Here is a 15,657-nt window from a genome sequence, read left to right as displayed (position 1 = left end):
ACTCCCTCCCCCGCGAAGCGGGGGAGGGTCGGGGTGGGGGCAAGTGTCCGCAACGCCTCACTCCCCCGCACGGAGCAACACCATGTCCAACCTGATCCAGGCGCTGAACTCCGCGCGCGTGCGGGGGTGGCTGTACCAGGGGCTGTTCCTGGCCGGCATCCTTGCCGTCGCCTGGTACCTCGTCTCCAACACCCTGACCAACCTCGCCAACCGCGGCGTCGCCACCGGCCTGGGCTTCCTCGGCCGTGAGGCCGGCTTCGAGATCGGCGAGAGCCTGCTCTCCTATTCCGCGTCCGACACCTATCTGAAGGCGCTGGTCGTCGGCCTGCTGAACACGCTGTCGGTCTCGGCCGCGGGCGTGGTGCTGGCGACCGTGCTGGGCGTCCTGATCGGCATCGCGCGGCTGTCGTCCAACTGGATGGTGAACCGCTTCGCCACCCTGTATGTCGAGACGATCCGCAACGTGCCGCTGCTGCTGCAGCTGGTGGTCTGGTACACCGTCATGAACCGGCTGCCCAGCCCGCGCGAAGCGATGGAGGTGCTGCCGCACGTCTTCCTCAGCAACCGCGGCATGAAGTTCCCGGTGCTGGCGGAGCATGCCGGCCATGGCTGGGTCCTGCTTGCGCTGCTGGCCGGCATCGCCGCCGCCATCGGCATCGTCCGCTACGGCCGCCGCCACCGCGAAGCCACCGGCAAGCCCTTCCCCACCCTGCCGGCAGCCATCGCCGCGCTGCTCCTGCCGCCGGCCGCGATGTTCATCGCCACCGGCGCGCCGCTGGCCTTCGACGTGCCGGTGCTGGCCGGCTTCAACTTCGAGGGCGGAGGGGCGATCACCCCGGAATTCACCGCGCTGCTGATCGGCCTGTCGGTCTACACCGCCGGCTTCATCGCCGAGATCGTGCGCTCCGGCATCCTCGCCGTGCCGCACGGCCAGACCGAGGCCGGGCTGGCGCTGGGCCTGTCGCCGGGTCACATCCTGCGCCTCGTCATCCTGCCGCAGGCGCTGCGCGTCATCGTGCCGCCGCTGACCAGCCAGTACCTGAACCTGACCAAGAACAGCTCGCTGGCCGTCGCCATCGGCTATCCGGACCTGGTCAGCGTCTCCAACACCTCGGCCAACCAGACCGGACAGGTGGTGGAGGCGGTGGCGATGATGATGGTGGTCTATCTCATCATCAGCCTCGGCATCTCCGGCTTCATGAACTGGTACAACCGCCGCGTGGCTCTGGTGACCCGATGAGCAAGCACTCCCCCGCCGACCAGGCCCCCATTCCCACCGTCGCCATCCCGCCCGCCCACTGGGCCGCCTCCTACGAGGAGGAGCCGTCCCAGGCTTCCGTCCCGCCGCAAGCCAACGGCATGACGGCGCTGAAGCCCTTCGGCTGGGCGAAGGACAACCTGTTCAACACGCCGCTGAACACGGCCCTGACCCTCGCCTGCCTTGCCCTGCTGTGGCTGGTGGTTCCGCCGGCGGCAAGCTGGCTGCTGCTGAACGCCAGCTGGACCGGCGCGTCGTCGGAGGCCTGCCGCGAGGCGGCCGGCGCCTGCTGGACGGTGATCGCGGTCAAGCACCGGCTGATCTTCTTCGGGACCTATCCCTATGACGAGCAGTGGCGCCCCTTCCTGGCCTGCGCCCTGTTCGTGGCGATGCTGGGCGCCAGCGGCGTGCGCGCCTTCTGGCGGCCCTGGCTGGCCGGCGCCTGGGCGCTGACGCTGGTCGGCATGGGCGTGCTGATGTGGGGCGGCGTCCTCGGCCTCTCCTATGTCGCCAACGACCGGTGGGGCGGCCTGCCGATCACGCTGATGCTGTCGGTCTTCTCCATCGCGCTCGCCTTCCCGCTGTCGATCCTGCTGGCGCTGGGCCGCCAGTCGTCGCTGCCGGCCATCCGCACCGTCTGCGTCGGCTTCATCGAGACGATGCGCGGCGTGCCGCTGGTCAGCGTGCTGTTCATGGCGTCGGTGATGTTCCCGCTGTTCCTGCCGGAAGGCGTCACGGTGGACAAGCTGCTGCGCGCGCTGGCCGGCATGACCCTGTTCACCGCGGCCTATCTGGCCGAGGCGGTGCGCGGCGGCCTGCAGGCGATCCCCCGGGGCCAGTACGAGGCCGCCGACGCGCTCGGCCTGTCCTATTGGCAGAAGACGGCGCTGATCGTCCTGCCCCAGGCGCTGCGCATCGTCATCCCGCCCATCGTCAACCAGTTCATCAGCGCCTTCAAGGACACCTCGCTGGTCACCATCGTCGGCCTGTACGACCTGCTGACCGCCGCCACCGTGGCGACGACCGACCCGGAATGGCGTCCCTACTTCGCCGAGGTCTACATCTTCGCCGGGCTGATGTTCTGGATCTTCTGCTTCAGCATGTCGCGCTACAGCCAGTGGCTGGAGCGTCTGGCCAACCGCTACACCAGCCGCTGACCGGCCCGCCGGAGAGCCTCTTGGAGAACGACCAATGACCGAGACCGCCATCATCGAACTCCGCAAGGTCGGCAAGTGGTACAACAGCTACCACGCGCTGCGCGACGTCAGCCTGACCATCAAGAAGGGCGAGAAGGTCGTCGTCTGCGGACCCTCCGGGTCGGGCAAGTCGACGATGATCCGCTGCATCAACCGGCTCGAGGCGCACCAGACCGGCCACATCGTCGTCGACGGCATCGAGCTGACCGACGACGTGAAGGCGGTGGAGAAGATCCGCCGCAAGGTCGGCATGGTGTTCCAGAACTTCAACCTGTTCCCGCACCTGACCGTGCTGCAGAACCTGACGCTGGCCCCCATCTGGGTGCGCGGCATGGCGAAGTCCGAGATCGAGGAGATCGCCATGATGTACCTGAAGCGGGTGCGCATCCCCGACCAGGCGCACAAGTTCCCCGGCCAGCTGTCCGGCGGCCAGCAGCAGCGCGTCGCCATCGCCCGCGCGCTGTGCATGCGGCCCGAAATCATGCTGTTCGACGAGCCGACCTCGGCGCTCGACCCCGAGATGGTCAAGGAGGTGCTGGACGTCATGACCGAGCTGGCGGGCGAGGGCATGACCATGGTCTGCGTCACCCACGAAATGGGCTTCGCCCGGCAGGTCGCCGACTCTATTGTCTTCATGGCCGAAGGCTCGATCATCGAGAGCGGGTCGCCGGCCGACTTCTTCGAGAACCCGAAAAGCGAGCGCACCCGCCAGTTCCTCGGCCAGATTCTGGAACATTGATCCGGAAAACGGCACGGCGGACGGCGAGCAGGCGGAAGCGGACAAGAGGACCATGCCGGCGACCATTGCCATCACCGACGACGACGCGGTGACGCGGGAGACGCTGAAGTCCTACCTGACGGACGAGGGCTTCGACGTCCTGCTTGCCCGCAGCGCGGAGGAGCTGAAGGAACTGCTGGCCGTGGCCACGGTGGACCTCCTGCTGCTCGACATCAGGCTGCCGCGCCAGGACGGGCTGACCCTGACCCGCGAACTGCGCGCGGGCTCGGAGATCGGCATCATCCTGGTCAGCAGCCGGGCGGAGAAGCTGGACCGCATCATCGGGCTTGAGATGGGGGCCGACGACTATATCGCGAAGCCCTTCGAGCCGCGCGAGATCCTGGCCCGGGTGCGGAACCTGCTGCGCCGGCTGCGGGCGCCGGGCGACCGCCGCGACGACCGCCGCCGCCTGTTCGCCGGCTGGACGCTGTGGCTCGACCGCATGCGGCTGACCGACCCGCAGGGACAGCCGGTGCGGCTGACCGGGGCCGAGTTCGAGCTCTTGTCGACCTTCGTCTGCAACCCCGGCCGGGTGATGAACCGCGACTATCTGCTGACGGCGACGACCCGGCGCAAGACCGACGCCACCGACCGCACCATCGACAGCCTGGTCCGCCGGCTGCGCCGCCTGATCGAGAGCGATCCCGCCGACCCGCGGCTGATCGTGACCGTGCATGGCACCGGATACCTCTTCGCCGGCGACGTCACGCAGGACGGCTGACCGCCTCCACACCGACCCCGAGCAAACTCCCCCGTCGCTACAGTCTCGCGGCGGCCACGCGCTCGGCAACCTGGGCCACGGACGCCGCGAAATATTTTCGCCGGCTTCCGTGGCCTTATTTTTATGCATCCGGCGAGGCAAACGGCCTTCTTTGAAGTCAACCCACCACATCCGGTTGCTTTTCTTCTTTTCCCAGTCGACCCATGGAAAGTCATAGGTCCGGCTTTCGGCGGGAATATAGCCCCCTCTTCTGCCGGAGAGCGCCCCACTTGTCTCAAATGCAAACGAAAAAACATGATCTGTTCACAATTTGACGCTAAACCGTTCAAAGGGACCAGCGATCATGTGCGTGTTGCAATCCGTGAAACCGTGCTGTGGCGGCGGGGGGTTTGGGCATGAAGGCAATCGCGACGGTATCCGGCAGGACTTTGGACGACACCGGCGCCCGCTACCGCTTCTGGACGCTGCGGCGGGCCATGGTGTCGGTGGTGGGCGTGCTGGTGGCGGCGCTGATCGCCAGCCAGGCCTGGGTCTCGCACCGCTACACCGACTTCGCCCTGACCACCTTCAACAGCAGCGCGGCGGCGACGCTGCGGGTGCTGGCCAACGACCGCATCCGCAAGAACTACACGGAATGGCTCCAGGGCCACGCCAACGAATGGAGCCGCGATTCCTTCCTGGTCGACAGCATCAACCAGAAGGATTTCGCCAAGACCACGCTGGCGCTGAAGAACATCAACACGCGCCCCGTCGTCGTCGACCGCGAGGTGAGGCTGGTGTCGATCGCCGTGTTCGACGCCGAGATGAACCGGGTGGCCGGCACCGGCGGCGAGGCGGACAGCGTCGCCACCGTGGCCCCGCTGTTCGAGACGCTGAAGTCCCGCGACATCGCCGACAAGCGCCGCCCCGCCAGCCTGCTGTGGCGCGACGGCCAGGGACGCCCGCTCTACAGCATGATCGTCCCGATCGGCGGCTTCCGCGTGCTGGGCTTCCTGGAGGTGGTGACCGATCCCCTCCCCGCCCTGTCCACCCTGGGCGCCGTGCTGGACGCCGACATCCGCGTCACCGACGCCAAGGGCGGGCTGCTGTTCGAATCCAAGGGCGGCGAGCCGTCGGCCCATGCGCAGCTGTCCACCACCACCGTCGCGCTGGGCGGCGACGGCGGCCTGCCCTGGGCGACGGCGGAGATCTCGCGCGACGTCGCCGATTTCGTCGACGCGACGGAGGAACTGCGCAACGACGCCCTCAAGATGGTCGCCGCCTTCGCGCTCGCCGTCGCCATCGCCGCGGCGCTGCTGCTGCGCGTCGCCGTCTTCGCCAACCTGCGCAAGTTCGCCCGCGCCATGGAGCAGATCGCCGCCGGCGACCTGTCGATCGAGGTGCCGCGCACCGGCCGCGACGAACTGTCGGTGATGGCGGCCTCCCTGCGCCGGCTGCGCGGCAGCGTCGAGCAGGTGCTGCTGATGAAGCGCATGGTCGATTCCAGCCCGGTGCCGACGGCACTGCTGCGCACCGATGGGCAGGCGATCCATGTCGGCTTCATCAACCCGGCCGCCCGTGCCTTCTGCGAGGCGCACGGCATCGACCCGGCCGGTCCCGACCTGCTGGGCCAGGGGCCGGAGTTCGCCGCCGAATGCGCCGACCCCGCCCGCCCGCCGATCCCGCGCCGCACCCTGACCGTCGACGAGACGACGGTGGAGGCCCATGTCGACACCGTGTACGACGACCAGGGCAACGTGCTGGGCAAGACGCTGTCCTGGACCGACGTGACCGACCAGGTGCGCTCGGCCGCCTTGTCCCGCCAGCTGATGGAGGACGTGCATCAGGTGGCGTCCGGCGTCGCCACCCAGTCGGGCCAGCTGCGCGAGCTTGCCGACGCGCTGCGCCAGCAGTCGGCGGGCACCATCGACAGCACGGTCACCGCCGGCAACTTCGTCGCCGAGAGCAACCGCAACGCCACCACCTGCAACGGCAGCGCGGAAACGCTGATGGACACCATCGGCACCGTTTCCAGCCTCGCCAACGAGGCGGCCGGCGTGGTCGGCTCCACGCTGGGCGAGCTGACCGCCGCCCGAGGCGTGGTCGACCAGCTGGGCGAGAACACCGACCAGATCCGCCGCATCGTCGACGTCATCACCAGCATCGCCCACCAGACCAAGCTGCTGGCGCTGAACGCCACCATCGAGGCGGCGGTGGCCGGCGAGGCGGGGCGCGGCTTCGCCGTCGTCGCGGCGGAGGTGAAGAAGCTGGCCGAGGAGACCGCCAACGCCACGGTGCAGATCGCCAGTTCGGTCAGCGCCATCAACGGCAGCATCCAGAACACCGTCGGCACCTTCGCCCGCATCTCCGGCTCGGTCGAGCGGATCAACGAGGTGCAGGACCTGATCGGCGAGGCGGTGGCACGCCAGACCGAATCCTCCACCGACATCCGCAGCCGGGTCGGCGTGATCGCCGGCAACACCGGCGAGGTGGCGGCGCTGATCGAGGGGGTGAGCGCCCAGGCGGCCCGCACCGGCGACATCGCCGGTTCGCTCACCCTGACGGCGAACACGCTGGCCGAGGAAGCCGCTTCGCTGCATAGTCTGCTCGGCACGCTGCGCGCCCAGCAGGCGGCCTGATCCCGGCCCGCCCGCCGGTTGCCGGCGGATCGGAGACGGCGGATCGGAGACGGCCGACCGGAGAAGGCGGACCGGAGCACGGGGGCGGCGGTTATGGATCTGGTGGGGGGACTCCGGCGGTTCGGCGCCGTGCCGGCTGCGACGCGGCTGATGGCGGCGTCTCTGATGGCGGCCGCCCTCGCCTTCACCGCCGCTCTCACCGCCACCCAGGCCCGGGCCGCCGACGGCGAGACGCTGGAGCGCATCCACAACCGCGGCGTCCTGGTCTGCGGGCTGCGCAGCGGGGTCAGCGGCATCTCATTCTCCGACCCGCAGGGGCATCTGGACGGCTTCCTGGTCGATGTTTGCCGGGTCTTCGCCGCGGCGACGCTCGGCAACGCCCAGGCGATCCGCGTCGTCCGCCTGCCCGAGAAGCCGCAGGAATATTCCGCGGTGGAAAAGCACGAGGTCGACGTGGCGCTGACCACCACGACCTGGACCTTCAGCCGCGACATCTCCTACGACGTCGAATTCCTGATGCCGCTGCTGCATGACGGGCAGGGCTTCGCCATCGAGAGCGAGGGCCCGCCGCCGCCGCTGGACCGGCTGGGGCCGCGCACCGTCTGCGTGAAGACGGCGACCACGACCGTCCTGAACCTCGAGGACCATATCCGGAAATCGGACCTGCCCTGGACGATCCGCACCTTCCAGACGCTGGACGAGGCGCTGCAGGCCTTCCTCGCCCATGAATGCGACCTGCTGACCACCGACCGCACGGTGCTGATCACCTCGCTGGCCGGCTACCGTCAGGCCGGCATGGGCATCCACATCTATCCCGACGTGATCTCGCGCGAGCCGCTGACCCCCTACATCGCGCGCGGCGACCGCAACTGGTACGACATCACCCGCTGGGTCCTCCACGCCATCATCCTGGCCGACGCCAGGGGCGTGACCGCCGCCGATGTCCAGGCCGGCCGGATTCCCGACGATCCGGAGCTTCACCGCATGCTCGGCCATGCCGGCAGCGCCGCCCGCACGCTTGGGCTGCCCGACGACTGGGCCTTGCAGGCGCTGGCCCAGGTCGGGAATTACGGCGAGATCTTCGACCGCAACCTCGGCGTCCCCTACGGCATGGACCGCGGGATGAACAGGCCCTGGACCCAGGGCGGCCTGCTCTATTCGCCGCCGTTCCGGTGAGCCCGTTTACGCCGCGAGCGCCACGCCCAGATGCCGTTCCAGCAGCGCCGAATCCGTCTTCGCCTGCTGGGCCGGGCCGGCATGCACCACCCGGCCGCGGTCGAGGAAGACCACCCGGTCGGCGAACTCCAGCGCCCGGTCGACCTGCTGCTCGACCAGGACGATGGTCATGTCGAGCCGCGACAGCGCCGCCATCAGCATGTCGCAGATGACCGGCGCCAGCCCTTCCAGCGGCTCGTCCAGCAGCAGCACCGTCGGCTTGCCCAGCAGCGCGCGGGCGACCGACAGCATCTGCTGCTCGCCGCCCGACAGCTCGCCGCCGCCGTTGCGCCGCCGCTCGCCCAGCCGGGGGAACAGCTCGTACGCCTCCTCCAGCGCCGAGCGCGGACGCCCCTTCAGCCCGGTGACGAGGTTCTCCTCGACCGTCAGCGATTTGAAGATGTCGCGCGTCTGCGGCACATAGCCGAGCCCCGCCGCCGCCCGCGCCGAGCTGTTCATCCCGCCGAGTTCCACCCCGTCCAGCCGGATGCTGCCGCCATGGCGGGTGGTCTGGCCGACCAGCGTCGCCAGCGTCGTCGTCTTGCCCACCCCGTTGCGGCCGAGCAGCGCGATGCGCCCGCCCGCCGGCACGCCGAACGAGATGCCGTCGAGAATCAGCGTCTTGCCGTAGCCGGCCTTCAGGCCGGCGACCTCCAGGGCTCCGGCGGACTCAGTGTGCATTGGCACGGCTCCCCAGATAGACCTCGCGCACGCGCGGGTCGGCGACGATCTCGCTCGCGGTGCCGCTGCACAGGAGCCGCCCCTGCGCCAGCACGACGATGGTCGTCGCGAACCGGAAGACCAGATCCATGTCGTGCTCGATCATCAGCACCGCCAGATCCTTGGGCAGCCGGTCGATGGCGTCGAGGATGCGCTGGCTTTCCGAATGGGGCACGCCGGCCGCCGGCTCGTCCAGGATCAGCACCTTGGGCTTCATGGCGAGCGCCAGCGCGATCTCCAGCAGCCGCTGCTGCCCATAGGCCAGCGAACCGACCGCGATGTGCGCCACGGGGGCCAGCCCCATGCTGTCCAGCAGTTCCGCCACCTCGTCGGCCAGCCCGGCCATCCTGGCGACGCTGGCGAACAGCCGGAAGGTGCGGCGGTCGCGCTGGAGGACGGCCAGTTCCAGATGCTCGCGCACCGTCATCGACTTGAACAGCCGCGCCACCTGGAAGCTGCGGATCAGGCCGAGCCGCACCCGCTCCGCCGCCGCCAGCCCGGTCACGTCGCGGCCGTCGAGCCGGACAGTGCCGGCGCTGGGCGGGATCACCCCGGTGACGAGGTTGACGAAGGTGGTCTTGCCGGCGCCGTTCGGCCCGATCAGGGCGCAGCGGTCGCCCGCCTTCAGCGTCATGGAGATGTCGGACGACACCTGGAGGCCGCCGAAATTCTTGCTCAGCCCCTCGACCTCCAGCAGCTTGGTCTCGCCGATCACGCCGATACCGGGAGCGGTCGCGCTCATCGCGGATCTCCTTTGACCGATTCTCCGTCATCGGATGCCCCTGCGCGCGGGCGCAGCAGGACGGTCAGCCGCTCTCCAACCGACACGATGCCGCCGGGCAGGAACAGGACGATGCCGATCAGGAACAGGCCGATGAAGGCCATCCAGTGGAAGGGGTCGCTGGCCGCCAGGATGTGATGGATTCCCATGAAGGCGGCGGTGCCGATCACCGCGCCGTAGAGCCGCCCGGTGCCGCCCAGCACCAGCATCACCAGCGCTTCCGCCGACCAGGAGAAGCCGGCGCTGTCCAGCCCGACGATGCCGCTGGTCACCGCGGTCAGCGCCCCGGCCACCCCGGCGAAGACCCCGGCCACCGCATAGAGTGCCACCAGATAGGCCTTGGGCGAGCCGCCGATCGCGGAAATCCGCAGCGGATCCTCCTTCACGCCGCGGCAGGCCAGCCCGAAGGGCGAACGCACGATCCGCCGCGCCACCATCAGCCCGACCACCAGCACCGCCAGCGCGAACAGGTAGGAGGTGCGGCCGAACATGTCGAAGCGGAACATCCCCAGCACCGGCGCCGGGTCGATGCCCGACAGGCCGTCGCTGCCGCCGGTCCAGTCGCGCGCCTTGTTGGCGACCTCCTGCACGATCTGCCCGACGGCGATGGTCAGCATCAGCAGGGTCAGGCCGCGGGCATGCAGGATCAGGGCGCCGGTCGCCAGCGCGACCAGCCCGCCGGCGACGCCGCCGACCGCCAGCAGGGCGAAGGGATCGTTCATCCAGTTGACCGCGGCGATGCCCGCGGCATAGGCGCCGGTGCCGAACATCGCCGCCTGCCCCAGCGTGGCGATGCCGCCATAACCGAGCACGAGGTCGAGCGACAGCACGAACAGCGCCGCCGCGGCGATGCGGGTCAACAGCCCCAGATCCTCCGGGAAAACCCAGTAGGCGGCCAGCCCGGCGGCGGCGACCAGCGGGATGCCGACCCAATCCAGGATGCGGCGCCCGGCCGGCGGGATGCGTCGGGTCATGCTGTCGCTCCGGGTGTCGCTCTGGGGGCCGGTCCGCTCGGCGACGCTCGTCATGCCGTCCTCCCTTTGAAGAAGCCGTGGGGCCAGCGGAACAGGATCAGGATCAGGGCGGCGTAGAAGAAGAACTCGCCGAAATTCGGGATCAGGTATTTGCCGGCGGTATCGACGATGCCCAGTGCCAGCGCCGCCGCGGCCGAGCCGAAGATGCTGCCCGCCCCGCCGACCGCCACCACCGCCAGGAACAGCACGATGTAGCGGATGGCGTAATAGGGCTCCAGCGGCAGCAGTTCCGCCCCCAGCACCCCGCCCAGCGCCGCCAGCCCGGTGCCGAGCGCGAAGGTCGCCAGATAGAGCCGTTCGGTGCGGATGCCGAGCGCCGCCGCCATCGCCGGATCGTCCACCGCGGCGCGCAGCCGGATGCCGAAGTCGGTGCGCTCCAGCAGCCACCACAGCCCGACCAGCGTCAGCGCGCCGGCCGCGATGACGAAGGCACGGTGCGTCGGGATCGCCTTCGGCCCGAGCGAGACGGTGCCCTGCAACAGCTCCGGCAACGGGATGCGCTTCAAGGTCGGACCGAACAGGTAGTTGATGCCGGCGACGATGACGAAGGTCAGGCCGATGGTCAGCAGCACCTGGGCCAGCTCGTTGGCGGAGCCGTAGATGCGGCGGTACAGCAGCCGTTCCAGCGGCAGCGTCGCCAGCACCGTCAGCGCCACCGCCACCACCAGCGCCGCCGCATAGGGCAGCCCGGCGACCTGCGCCGCATAGGAGGCGACATAGCCGCCGACCATGGCGAAGGCGCCGTGCGCCAGATTGACCACCCGCATCAGCCCCAGCGTCACCGACAGGCCGACGGAGATGATGAAGAGGATCATGCCGTAGGCGACACCGTCGACGGCGATCCCGAACATGGTTTCCATGATGTGCGTCCGTCCGGCCCGTTAACGGTAGCTGCCTTACGGCTCCCCCCTCACTTCCCGACTTTGTACCCGTAGTCGGGCTGCTTCTCGAAGGCGGCCTTCTCGACATTCTCGAAGGCGTCGCCGACCTTCTCAACGGTGCGCAGATAGATCGTCTGGGTGACGTGGCGGCTGACCGGGTCGATGGTCAGGGGACCGCGCGGGCTTTCCCAGCTCATGCCCTTCACCGACTCCACCGCCTTCGCGCCGTCGATCTTGCCGCCGGAATTCCTGATCATCTGGTAGATGACATGGGTGCCGTCATAGGCGCCGACCGAGGTGAAGGTGACGCTGTCGCTCGACCCGAACAGCTCCTTGTGCTTGGCGATGAACGCCTTGTTCATCGCCGAATCATGGGCGCGGCTGTAGTTGAAGGTGGTGGTGATGCCCAGAGCCGCGTCGCCCAGCGTCGGCAGGTCCGGCTCCTGGGTGATGTCGCCGGGGCCGAAGAACTTGATCCCGGCCGCCTTCAGCCCGGTGTCGTTGAACGACTTGGCGAAGCCCAGCGTGGTCGGCCCGGCCGGCAGGAAGGCATAGACGGCCTCGGCGCCCGAATCCTTGATGCGCTGCATGAAGGGGGCGAAGTCGTTGGACTTCAGCGGCATGCGGATGGTGTCGACCACCGTGCCGCCATGCTTCTCGAAGGTGGTCCTGAAGGCGGTCTCGCCGTCGATGCCGGGGCCGTAGTCGCTGACCGCCGACACCGCCTTCCTGATCCCCTGCCTGGCCATGTATTCGGCCAGCGGCACGGTGTTCTGCCACAGGGTGAAGGAGGTGCGGACATAGCGCGGCGACTTTTCCGTAATGGCGGAGGTCGCGGCGTTGAAGATCACGCAGGGGATGTTCGCCTCGTCGATCAGCGGGGCGACCGCCAGCGCGTCGGGCGTGAAGAAATAGCCGGCGAGGAAGGACACCTTCTCCTTGACGATCAGCTCCTGCGACAGTGCCTTGCTTTGTGCCGGGTTGGCCTGGTCGAGATCCTTGTAGATGAACTCGACCGTGTCGTTGCCGACGGTCTTGCCATGTTCGGCCTGATAGACCTCGATCGCCTCCTTGAAGGTCTTGCCGACCAGGGCGAACGGCCCGGAGAAGGGCGCCACGACGCCGACCTTGATGGTGGCGGCACCGGCAGGACCGGCCGCCAGCGCCAGACCGAATGCCGCACCCAGCAGCGCAGTGCGCAGAGTCCTCGTCATCGTTCCTCCCACATGTGACCATATTATGGATGCCGGAACGCGCAGCCCCGGTCGTCGACTGTTCCGCCCAGCGTACTGAGGGGCGAACGAACCGTCAAGTGCGATATTAGAAATACAGGGCGATAAACGCCCATTTGCTGGCTTGGATTTAATATGTTGATTCAAAACATATTAATCCCTCCCTCTCATCTCCATCACCGGATTTTCCTCATATTGCACCGCAATATGGGCGTATATCGCACAACTATTGGCTTATTCGCCCTTGACAGCGCCGGGCGTCGCCGCTCACTCTGTGCGTAAAGACGGATATTTGTGCGATTTTCGCACATTCGGGAGGTCATATGGCGCATATCACGCCCTTGCGCGAGGCGGTGGCGAGCCTCGTGCGCGATGGCGACACCGTCGCCCTGGAAGGGTTCACCCACCTGATTCCCCATGCCGCCGGGCATGAGATCGTCCGCCAGGGCCGCCGCGGCCTTACGCTGGTCCGCATGACCCCCGACCTGATCTACGACCAGCTGATCGGCATGGGCTGTGCCGCGAAGCTGGTCTTCTCCTGGGGCGGCAATCCCGGCGTCGGCTCGCTCCACCGTTTCCGCGACGCGGTCGAACAGGGCTGGCCGCAGCGCCTGGAGATCGAGGAGCACAGCCACGCCGGCATGGCCAACGCCTATGTCGCCGGCGCCTCCAACCTGCCCTTCGCGCTGCTGCGCGGCTACACCGGGTCCGACCTGCCGAAGGTCAATCCCAACATCCGCTTCGTCGAATGCCCCTTCACCGGGGAGAAGCTGGCCGCCATCCCGGCGGTCCGCCCCGACGTGACGGTGATCCACGCCCAGAAGGCCGACCGCCGCGGCAACGTGCTGCTGTGGGGAATCCTCGGCGTCCAGAAGGAGGCCGTGCTGGCCGCCAAACGCTCCATCGTCACGGTCGAGGAGATCGTCGACGATCTGGAGGCGCCGCCGAACGCCTGCGTGCTGCCGGGCTGGGCATTGTCCGCCGTCTGTCACGTTCCCGGCGGCGCCTATCCGTCCTATGCGCAAGGCTATTCGGAGCGCGACAACCGCTTCTACAAGGCGTGGGATCCCATCGCCCGCTCGCGCGAGACCTTCCGGTCCTGGATGCAGCGGCATGTCCTGGACACCGACGATTTCGCCGGCTTCCGCCGCGTGCTGGCCGAAAGCATGAAGGAGGCCGCGTGATGAGCGCCGAAACCACCACCGAGACCACCGCCGAAACCGCCGGCTTCACCGCGACCGAGATCATGACGGTGGCGGCCAGCCGCCTGCTGAAGAACGGCACCGTCTGCTTCGTCGGCATCGGCCTGCCGTCGACCGCCGCCAACCTCGCGCGGCTGACCCATGCGCCGGACGTCGTGCTGATCTATGAATCCGGCCCCATCGGCGCCAAGCCGACGGTGCTGCCGCTGTCGATCGGCGACGGCGAGCTGGCGGAGACCGCCGACACCGTGGTCGGCACGCCGGAGATCTTCCGCTACTGGCTGCAGGGCGGGCGGATCGACGTCGGCTTCCTCGGCGCCGCCCAGGTCGACCGCTTCGCCAACATCAACACCACCGTCATCGGCCCGTACGACGCACCGAAGGTGCGGCTGCCCGGTGCCGGCGGCGCGCCGGAGATCGCCTCCCAGGCCAAGGAGGTCTTCATCGTCCTGAAGCAGAGCCCGAAGGCCTTCGTCGCCAAGCTGCCCTTCGTCACCTCCGCCGGCCATCTCGACGGCGGTGACGCCCGCGCCCGCGCCGGCATTCCCGGCGCCGGGCCGACCGCGGTCATCACCGACCTCGGCATCCTCACCCCCGACCCGGTGACCAGGGAACTGACCCTGACCGGCATCCATCCCGGCGTGACGGTGGAGCAGGTGAAGGCGGCCACCGGCTGGGACCTGAAAATCTCGCCCGACCTGAAGACCACCGCGATCCCGGAGGCCGGAACGCTGACGGCGCTGCGCGGCCTCCAGGCCCGCACCGCCGCCGCCCACGGCATCTCCCAGGGGCAAACCGGCGGGGAAGGATAAGGCCATGCGTGACGCCTACATCTGCGACGCCGTCCGCACTCCCATCGGCCGCTATGCCGGCGCCCTGTCGCCGGTGCGCGCCGACGATCTCGGTGCCGTGCCGATCCGCGCGCTGATGGCGCGCAACCCCTCGGTCGACTGGGCCGCGGTCGACGATGTCATCTATGGCTGCGCCAACCAGGCCGGCGAGGACAACCGCAACGTCGCCCGCATGGCGGCGCTGCTGGCTGGCCTGCCCGACACGGTGCCGGGCACGACGATGAACCGGCTGTGCGGCTCCGGCCTCGACGCGCTCGCCACCGCCGCCCGGGCGATCAAGGCGGGCGAGGCCGAGTTGATGATCGCCGGCGGGGTCGAGAGCATGAGCCGCGCCCCCTTCGTCATGGGCAAGGCCGACAGCGCCTTCTCGCGGTCCGCCGAGATGTTCGACACCACCATCGGCTGGCGCTTCGTCAACCCGGCGATGAAGGCGCTCCACGGTGTCGATTCGATGCCGGAGACGGCGGAGAATGTCGCCGACGACTGGGGCATCTCCCGCGCCGACCAGGATTCCTTTGCGCTGCGCAGCCAGGACCGCGCCGCCCGCGCGATTGCCGACGGCAGCATGGCGCGCGAGATCGTCCCCGTCACCATCAAGACCCGCAAGGGCGAGACGGTGATGAGCACCGACGAGCATCCCCGCGCCACGACGCTGGAGGCGCTGTCGGCCCTGAAACCCATCGTCCGCCCCGGCGGCACGGTGACGGCAGGCAACGCGTCGGGGGTCAATGACGGCGCCGCCGCCCTGCTGGTGGCGTCCGAGGCGGCGGTGACGCGCTTCGGCCTGACGCCGCGCGCCCGCATCGTCGGCGGCGCCACCGCCGGCGTTCCGCCACGCGTCATGGGCATCGGCCCGGCGCCCGCCACCCGCAAGCTGCTGGAGCGGCTCGGCCTGACCATCGCCGCCATCGACCTGATCGAGCTGAACGAGGCCTTCGCCTCCCAGGCGCTGGCCGTGCTGCGCGAGCTTGGCCTGCCCGACGATGCCGCCCATGTGAACCCGAATGGCGGCGCCATCGCGCTCGGCCACCCGCTGGGCATGAGCGGCGCCCGTCTGGCGACCACAGCGGTCAACCAGCTCGAACGATCCGGCGGCCGGACCGCGCTGTGCACCATGTGCATCGGCGTCGGCCAGGGCATCGCGGTGATGATCGAGCGGGTATGAAGCGC

General features: G+C 68.9%; 14 protein-coding genes. 9 read left to right on the top strand and 5 right to left on the bottom strand.

Annotated features, from left to right (window positions below):
• The first annotated feature begins 82 nt into the window (after nucleotides 1-82).
• From ABMY26_RS32830 to ABMY26_RS32805, 6 genes are all read left to right on the top strand, one after another.
• Nucleotides 83-1,240, top strand: coding sequence for an amino acid ABC transporter permease (locus ABMY26_RS32830; protein WP_372400381.1), 1,158 nt, complete (start codon nucleotides 83-85; stop codon nucleotides 1,238-1,240).
• A complete protein-coding gene (locus ABMY26_RS32825) occupies nucleotides 1,237-2,415 on the top strand; it encodes an amino acid ABC transporter permease (RefSeq protein ID WP_372400380.1) in 1,179 nt (392 codons plus the stop codon). Before ABMY26_RS32830 ends, ABMY26_RS32825 begins: the two co-directional genes overlap by 4 nt.
• Before the next feature lie 34 nt (nucleotides 2,416-2,449).
• Nucleotides 2,450-3,193, top strand: coding sequence for an amino acid ABC transporter ATP-binding protein (locus ABMY26_RS32820; protein WP_372400379.1), 744 nt, complete (start codon nucleotides 2,450-2,452; stop codon nucleotides 3,191-3,193).
• Between the two features lie 52 nt (nucleotides 3,194-3,245).
• On the top strand, nucleotides 3,246-3,953 hold the full coding sequence (locus ABMY26_RS32815; RefSeq protein WP_372400378.1) for a response regulator: 708 nt from the start codon (nucleotides 3,246-3,248) through the stop codon (nucleotides 3,951-3,953).
• A gap of 395 nt (nucleotides 3,954-4,348) precedes the next feature.
• The gene (locus ABMY26_RS32810; protein WP_372400377.1) at nucleotides 4,349-6,571 is read left to right on the top strand and encodes a methyl-accepting chemotaxis protein; all 2,223 of its coding nucleotides are present in this window, start codon (nucleotides 4,349-4,351) and stop codon (nucleotides 6,569-6,571) included.
• A 129-nt stretch (nucleotides 6,572-6,700) separates the two neighbouring features.
• A complete protein-coding gene (locus ABMY26_RS32805) occupies nucleotides 6,701-7,747 on the top strand; it encodes an amino acid ABC transporter substrate-binding protein (protein ID WP_372400376.1) in 1,047 nt (348 codons plus the stop codon).
• Nucleotides 7,748-7,753: 6 nt separating this feature from the next.
• On the opposite strand, the gene ABMY26_RS32800 is transcribed toward ABMY26_RS32805, so the two are convergent.
• Genes ABMY26_RS32800 through ABMY26_RS32780 form a run of 5 tightly spaced genes read right to left on the bottom strand, consistent with a single transcriptional unit; the run spans nucleotide 7,754 to nucleotide 12,416 of the window.
• Complete coding sequence (locus ABMY26_RS32800) at nucleotides 7,754-8,467, bottom strand: ABC transporter ATP-binding protein (RefSeq protein ID WP_372400375.1); 714 nt, start codon at nucleotides 8,465-8,467, stop codon at nucleotides 7,754-7,756.
• On the bottom strand, nucleotides 8,457-9,248 hold the full coding sequence (locus tag ABMY26_RS32795) for an ABC transporter ATP-binding protein (protein WP_372400374.1): 792 nt from the start codon (nucleotides 9,246-9,248) through the stop codon (nucleotides 8,457-8,459). The genes ABMY26_RS32800 and ABMY26_RS32795 overlap by 11 nt, the downstream gene beginning before the upstream one ends.
• Nucleotides 9,245-10,315 (bottom strand): branched-chain amino acid ABC transporter permease, encoded by a 1,071-nt coding sequence (locus ABMY26_RS32790; RefSeq protein ID WP_372400373.1) that lies wholly within the window; start codon nucleotides 10,313-10,315, stop codon nucleotides 9,245-9,247. Before ABMY26_RS32790 ends, ABMY26_RS32795 begins: the two co-directional genes overlap by 4 nt.
• A complete protein-coding gene (locus tag ABMY26_RS32785; RefSeq protein WP_045583640.1) occupies nucleotides 10,312-11,181 on the bottom strand; it encodes a branched-chain amino acid ABC transporter permease in 870 nt (289 codons plus the stop codon). The genes ABMY26_RS32790 and ABMY26_RS32785 overlap by 4 nt, the downstream gene beginning before the upstream one ends.
• Nucleotides 11,182-11,231: 50 nt before the next feature.
• Nucleotides 11,232-12,416, bottom strand: coding sequence for an ABC transporter substrate-binding protein (locus ABMY26_RS32780; RefSeq protein ID WP_372400372.1), 1,185 nt, complete (start codon nucleotides 12,414-12,416; stop codon nucleotides 11,232-11,234).
• A gap of 341 nt (nucleotides 12,417-12,757) precedes the next feature.
• Here ABMY26_RS32780 and ABMY26_RS32775 point away from each other — a divergent pair, with 341 nt between their 5' ends.
• From ABMY26_RS32775 to pcaF, 3 genes are read left to right on the top strand one after another with little or no spacing between them, the layout of a single operon-like run.
• Complete coding sequence (locus tag ABMY26_RS32775) at nucleotides 12,758-13,618, top strand: CoA transferase subunit A (RefSeq protein ID WP_372400371.1); 861 nt, start codon at nucleotides 12,758-12,760, stop codon at nucleotides 13,616-13,618.
• The gene (locus ABMY26_RS32770; protein WP_372400370.1) at nucleotides 13,618-14,448 is read left to right on the top strand and encodes a CoA-transferase subunit beta; all 831 of its coding nucleotides are present in this window, start codon (nucleotides 13,618-13,620) and stop codon (nucleotides 14,446-14,448) included. Before ABMY26_RS32775 ends, ABMY26_RS32770 begins: the two co-directional genes overlap by 1 nt.
• A gap of 4 nt (nucleotides 14,449-14,452) precedes the next feature.
• Nucleotides 14,453-15,652 carry a 3-oxoadipyl-CoA thiolase gene (pcaF, locus tag ABMY26_RS32765; protein WP_372400369.1) on the top strand — a complete coding sequence of 400 codons (1,200 nt, stop codon included), beginning with the start codon at nucleotides 14,453-14,455 and terminating at the stop codon, nucleotides 15,650-15,652.
• Nucleotides 15,653-15,657: the final 5 nt, after the last annotated feature.

This window comes from Azospirillum sp. HJ39 (genome assembly GCF_041507355.1).
Taxonomy (GTDB): Bacteria; Pseudomonadota; Alphaproteobacteria; order Azospirillales; family Azospirillaceae; genus Azospirillum; species Azospirillum thiophilum.
The sequence above is the reverse complement of the archived record's forward strand: the minus strand, read 5'-3'. Positions and strand labels throughout refer to the sequence as shown.

What these genes read in the sequence shown, in the direction of transcription:
- ABMY26_RS32810 (WP_372400377.1), top strand. Translation starts at nt 4,349, where the DNA reads ATGAAGGCAATCGCGACGGTATCCGGCAGGACTTTGGACGACACCGGC.
- ABMY26_RS32830 (WP_372400381.1), top strand. Translation starts at nt 83, where the DNA reads ATGTCCAACCTGATCCAGGCGCTGAACTCCGCGCGCGTGCGGGGGTGG.
- pcaF (WP_372400369.1), top strand. Translation starts at nt 14,453, where the DNA reads ATGCGTGACGCCTACATCTGCGACGCCGTCCGCACTCCCATCGGCCGC.
- ABMY26_RS32795 (WP_372400374.1), bottom strand. Translation starts at nt 9,248, where the DNA reads ATGAGCGCGACCGCTCCCGGTATCGGCGTGATCGGCGAGACCAAGCTG.
- ABMY26_RS32825 (WP_372400380.1), top strand. Translation starts at nt 1,237, where the DNA reads ATGAGCAAGCACTCCCCCGCCGACCAGGCCCCCATTCCCACCGTCGCC.
- ABMY26_RS32790 (WP_372400373.1), bottom strand. Translation starts at nt 10,315, where the DNA reads ATGACGAGCGTCGCCGAGCGGACCGGCCCCCAGAGCGACACCCGGAGC.
- ABMY26_RS32775 (WP_372400371.1), top strand. Translation starts at nt 12,758, where the DNA reads ATGGCGCATATCACGCCCTTGCGCGAGGCGGTGGCGAGCCTCGTGCGC.
- ABMY26_RS32815 (WP_372400378.1), top strand. Translation starts at nt 3,246, where the DNA reads ATGCCGGCGACCATTGCCATCACCGACGACGACGCGGTGACGCGGGAG.
- ABMY26_RS32820 (WP_372400379.1), top strand. Translation starts at nt 2,450, where the DNA reads ATGACCGAGACCGCCATCATCGAACTCCGCAAGGTCGGCAAGTGGTAC.
- ABMY26_RS32770 (WP_372400370.1), top strand. Translation starts at nt 13,618, where the DNA reads ATGAGCGCCGAAACCACCACCGAGACCACCGCCGAAACCGCCGGCTTC.
- ABMY26_RS32780 (WP_372400372.1), bottom strand. Translation starts at nt 12,416, where the DNA reads ATGACGAGGACTCTGCGCACTGCGCTGCTGGGTGCGGCATTCGGTCTG.
- ABMY26_RS32785 (WP_045583640.1), bottom strand. Translation starts at nt 11,181, where the DNA reads ATGGAAACCATGTTCGGGATCGCCGTCGACGGTGTCGCCTACGGCATG.
- ABMY26_RS32800 (WP_372400375.1), bottom strand. Translation starts at nt 8,467, where the DNA reads ATGCACACTGAGTCCGCCGGAGCCCTGGAGGTCGCCGGCCTGAAGGCC.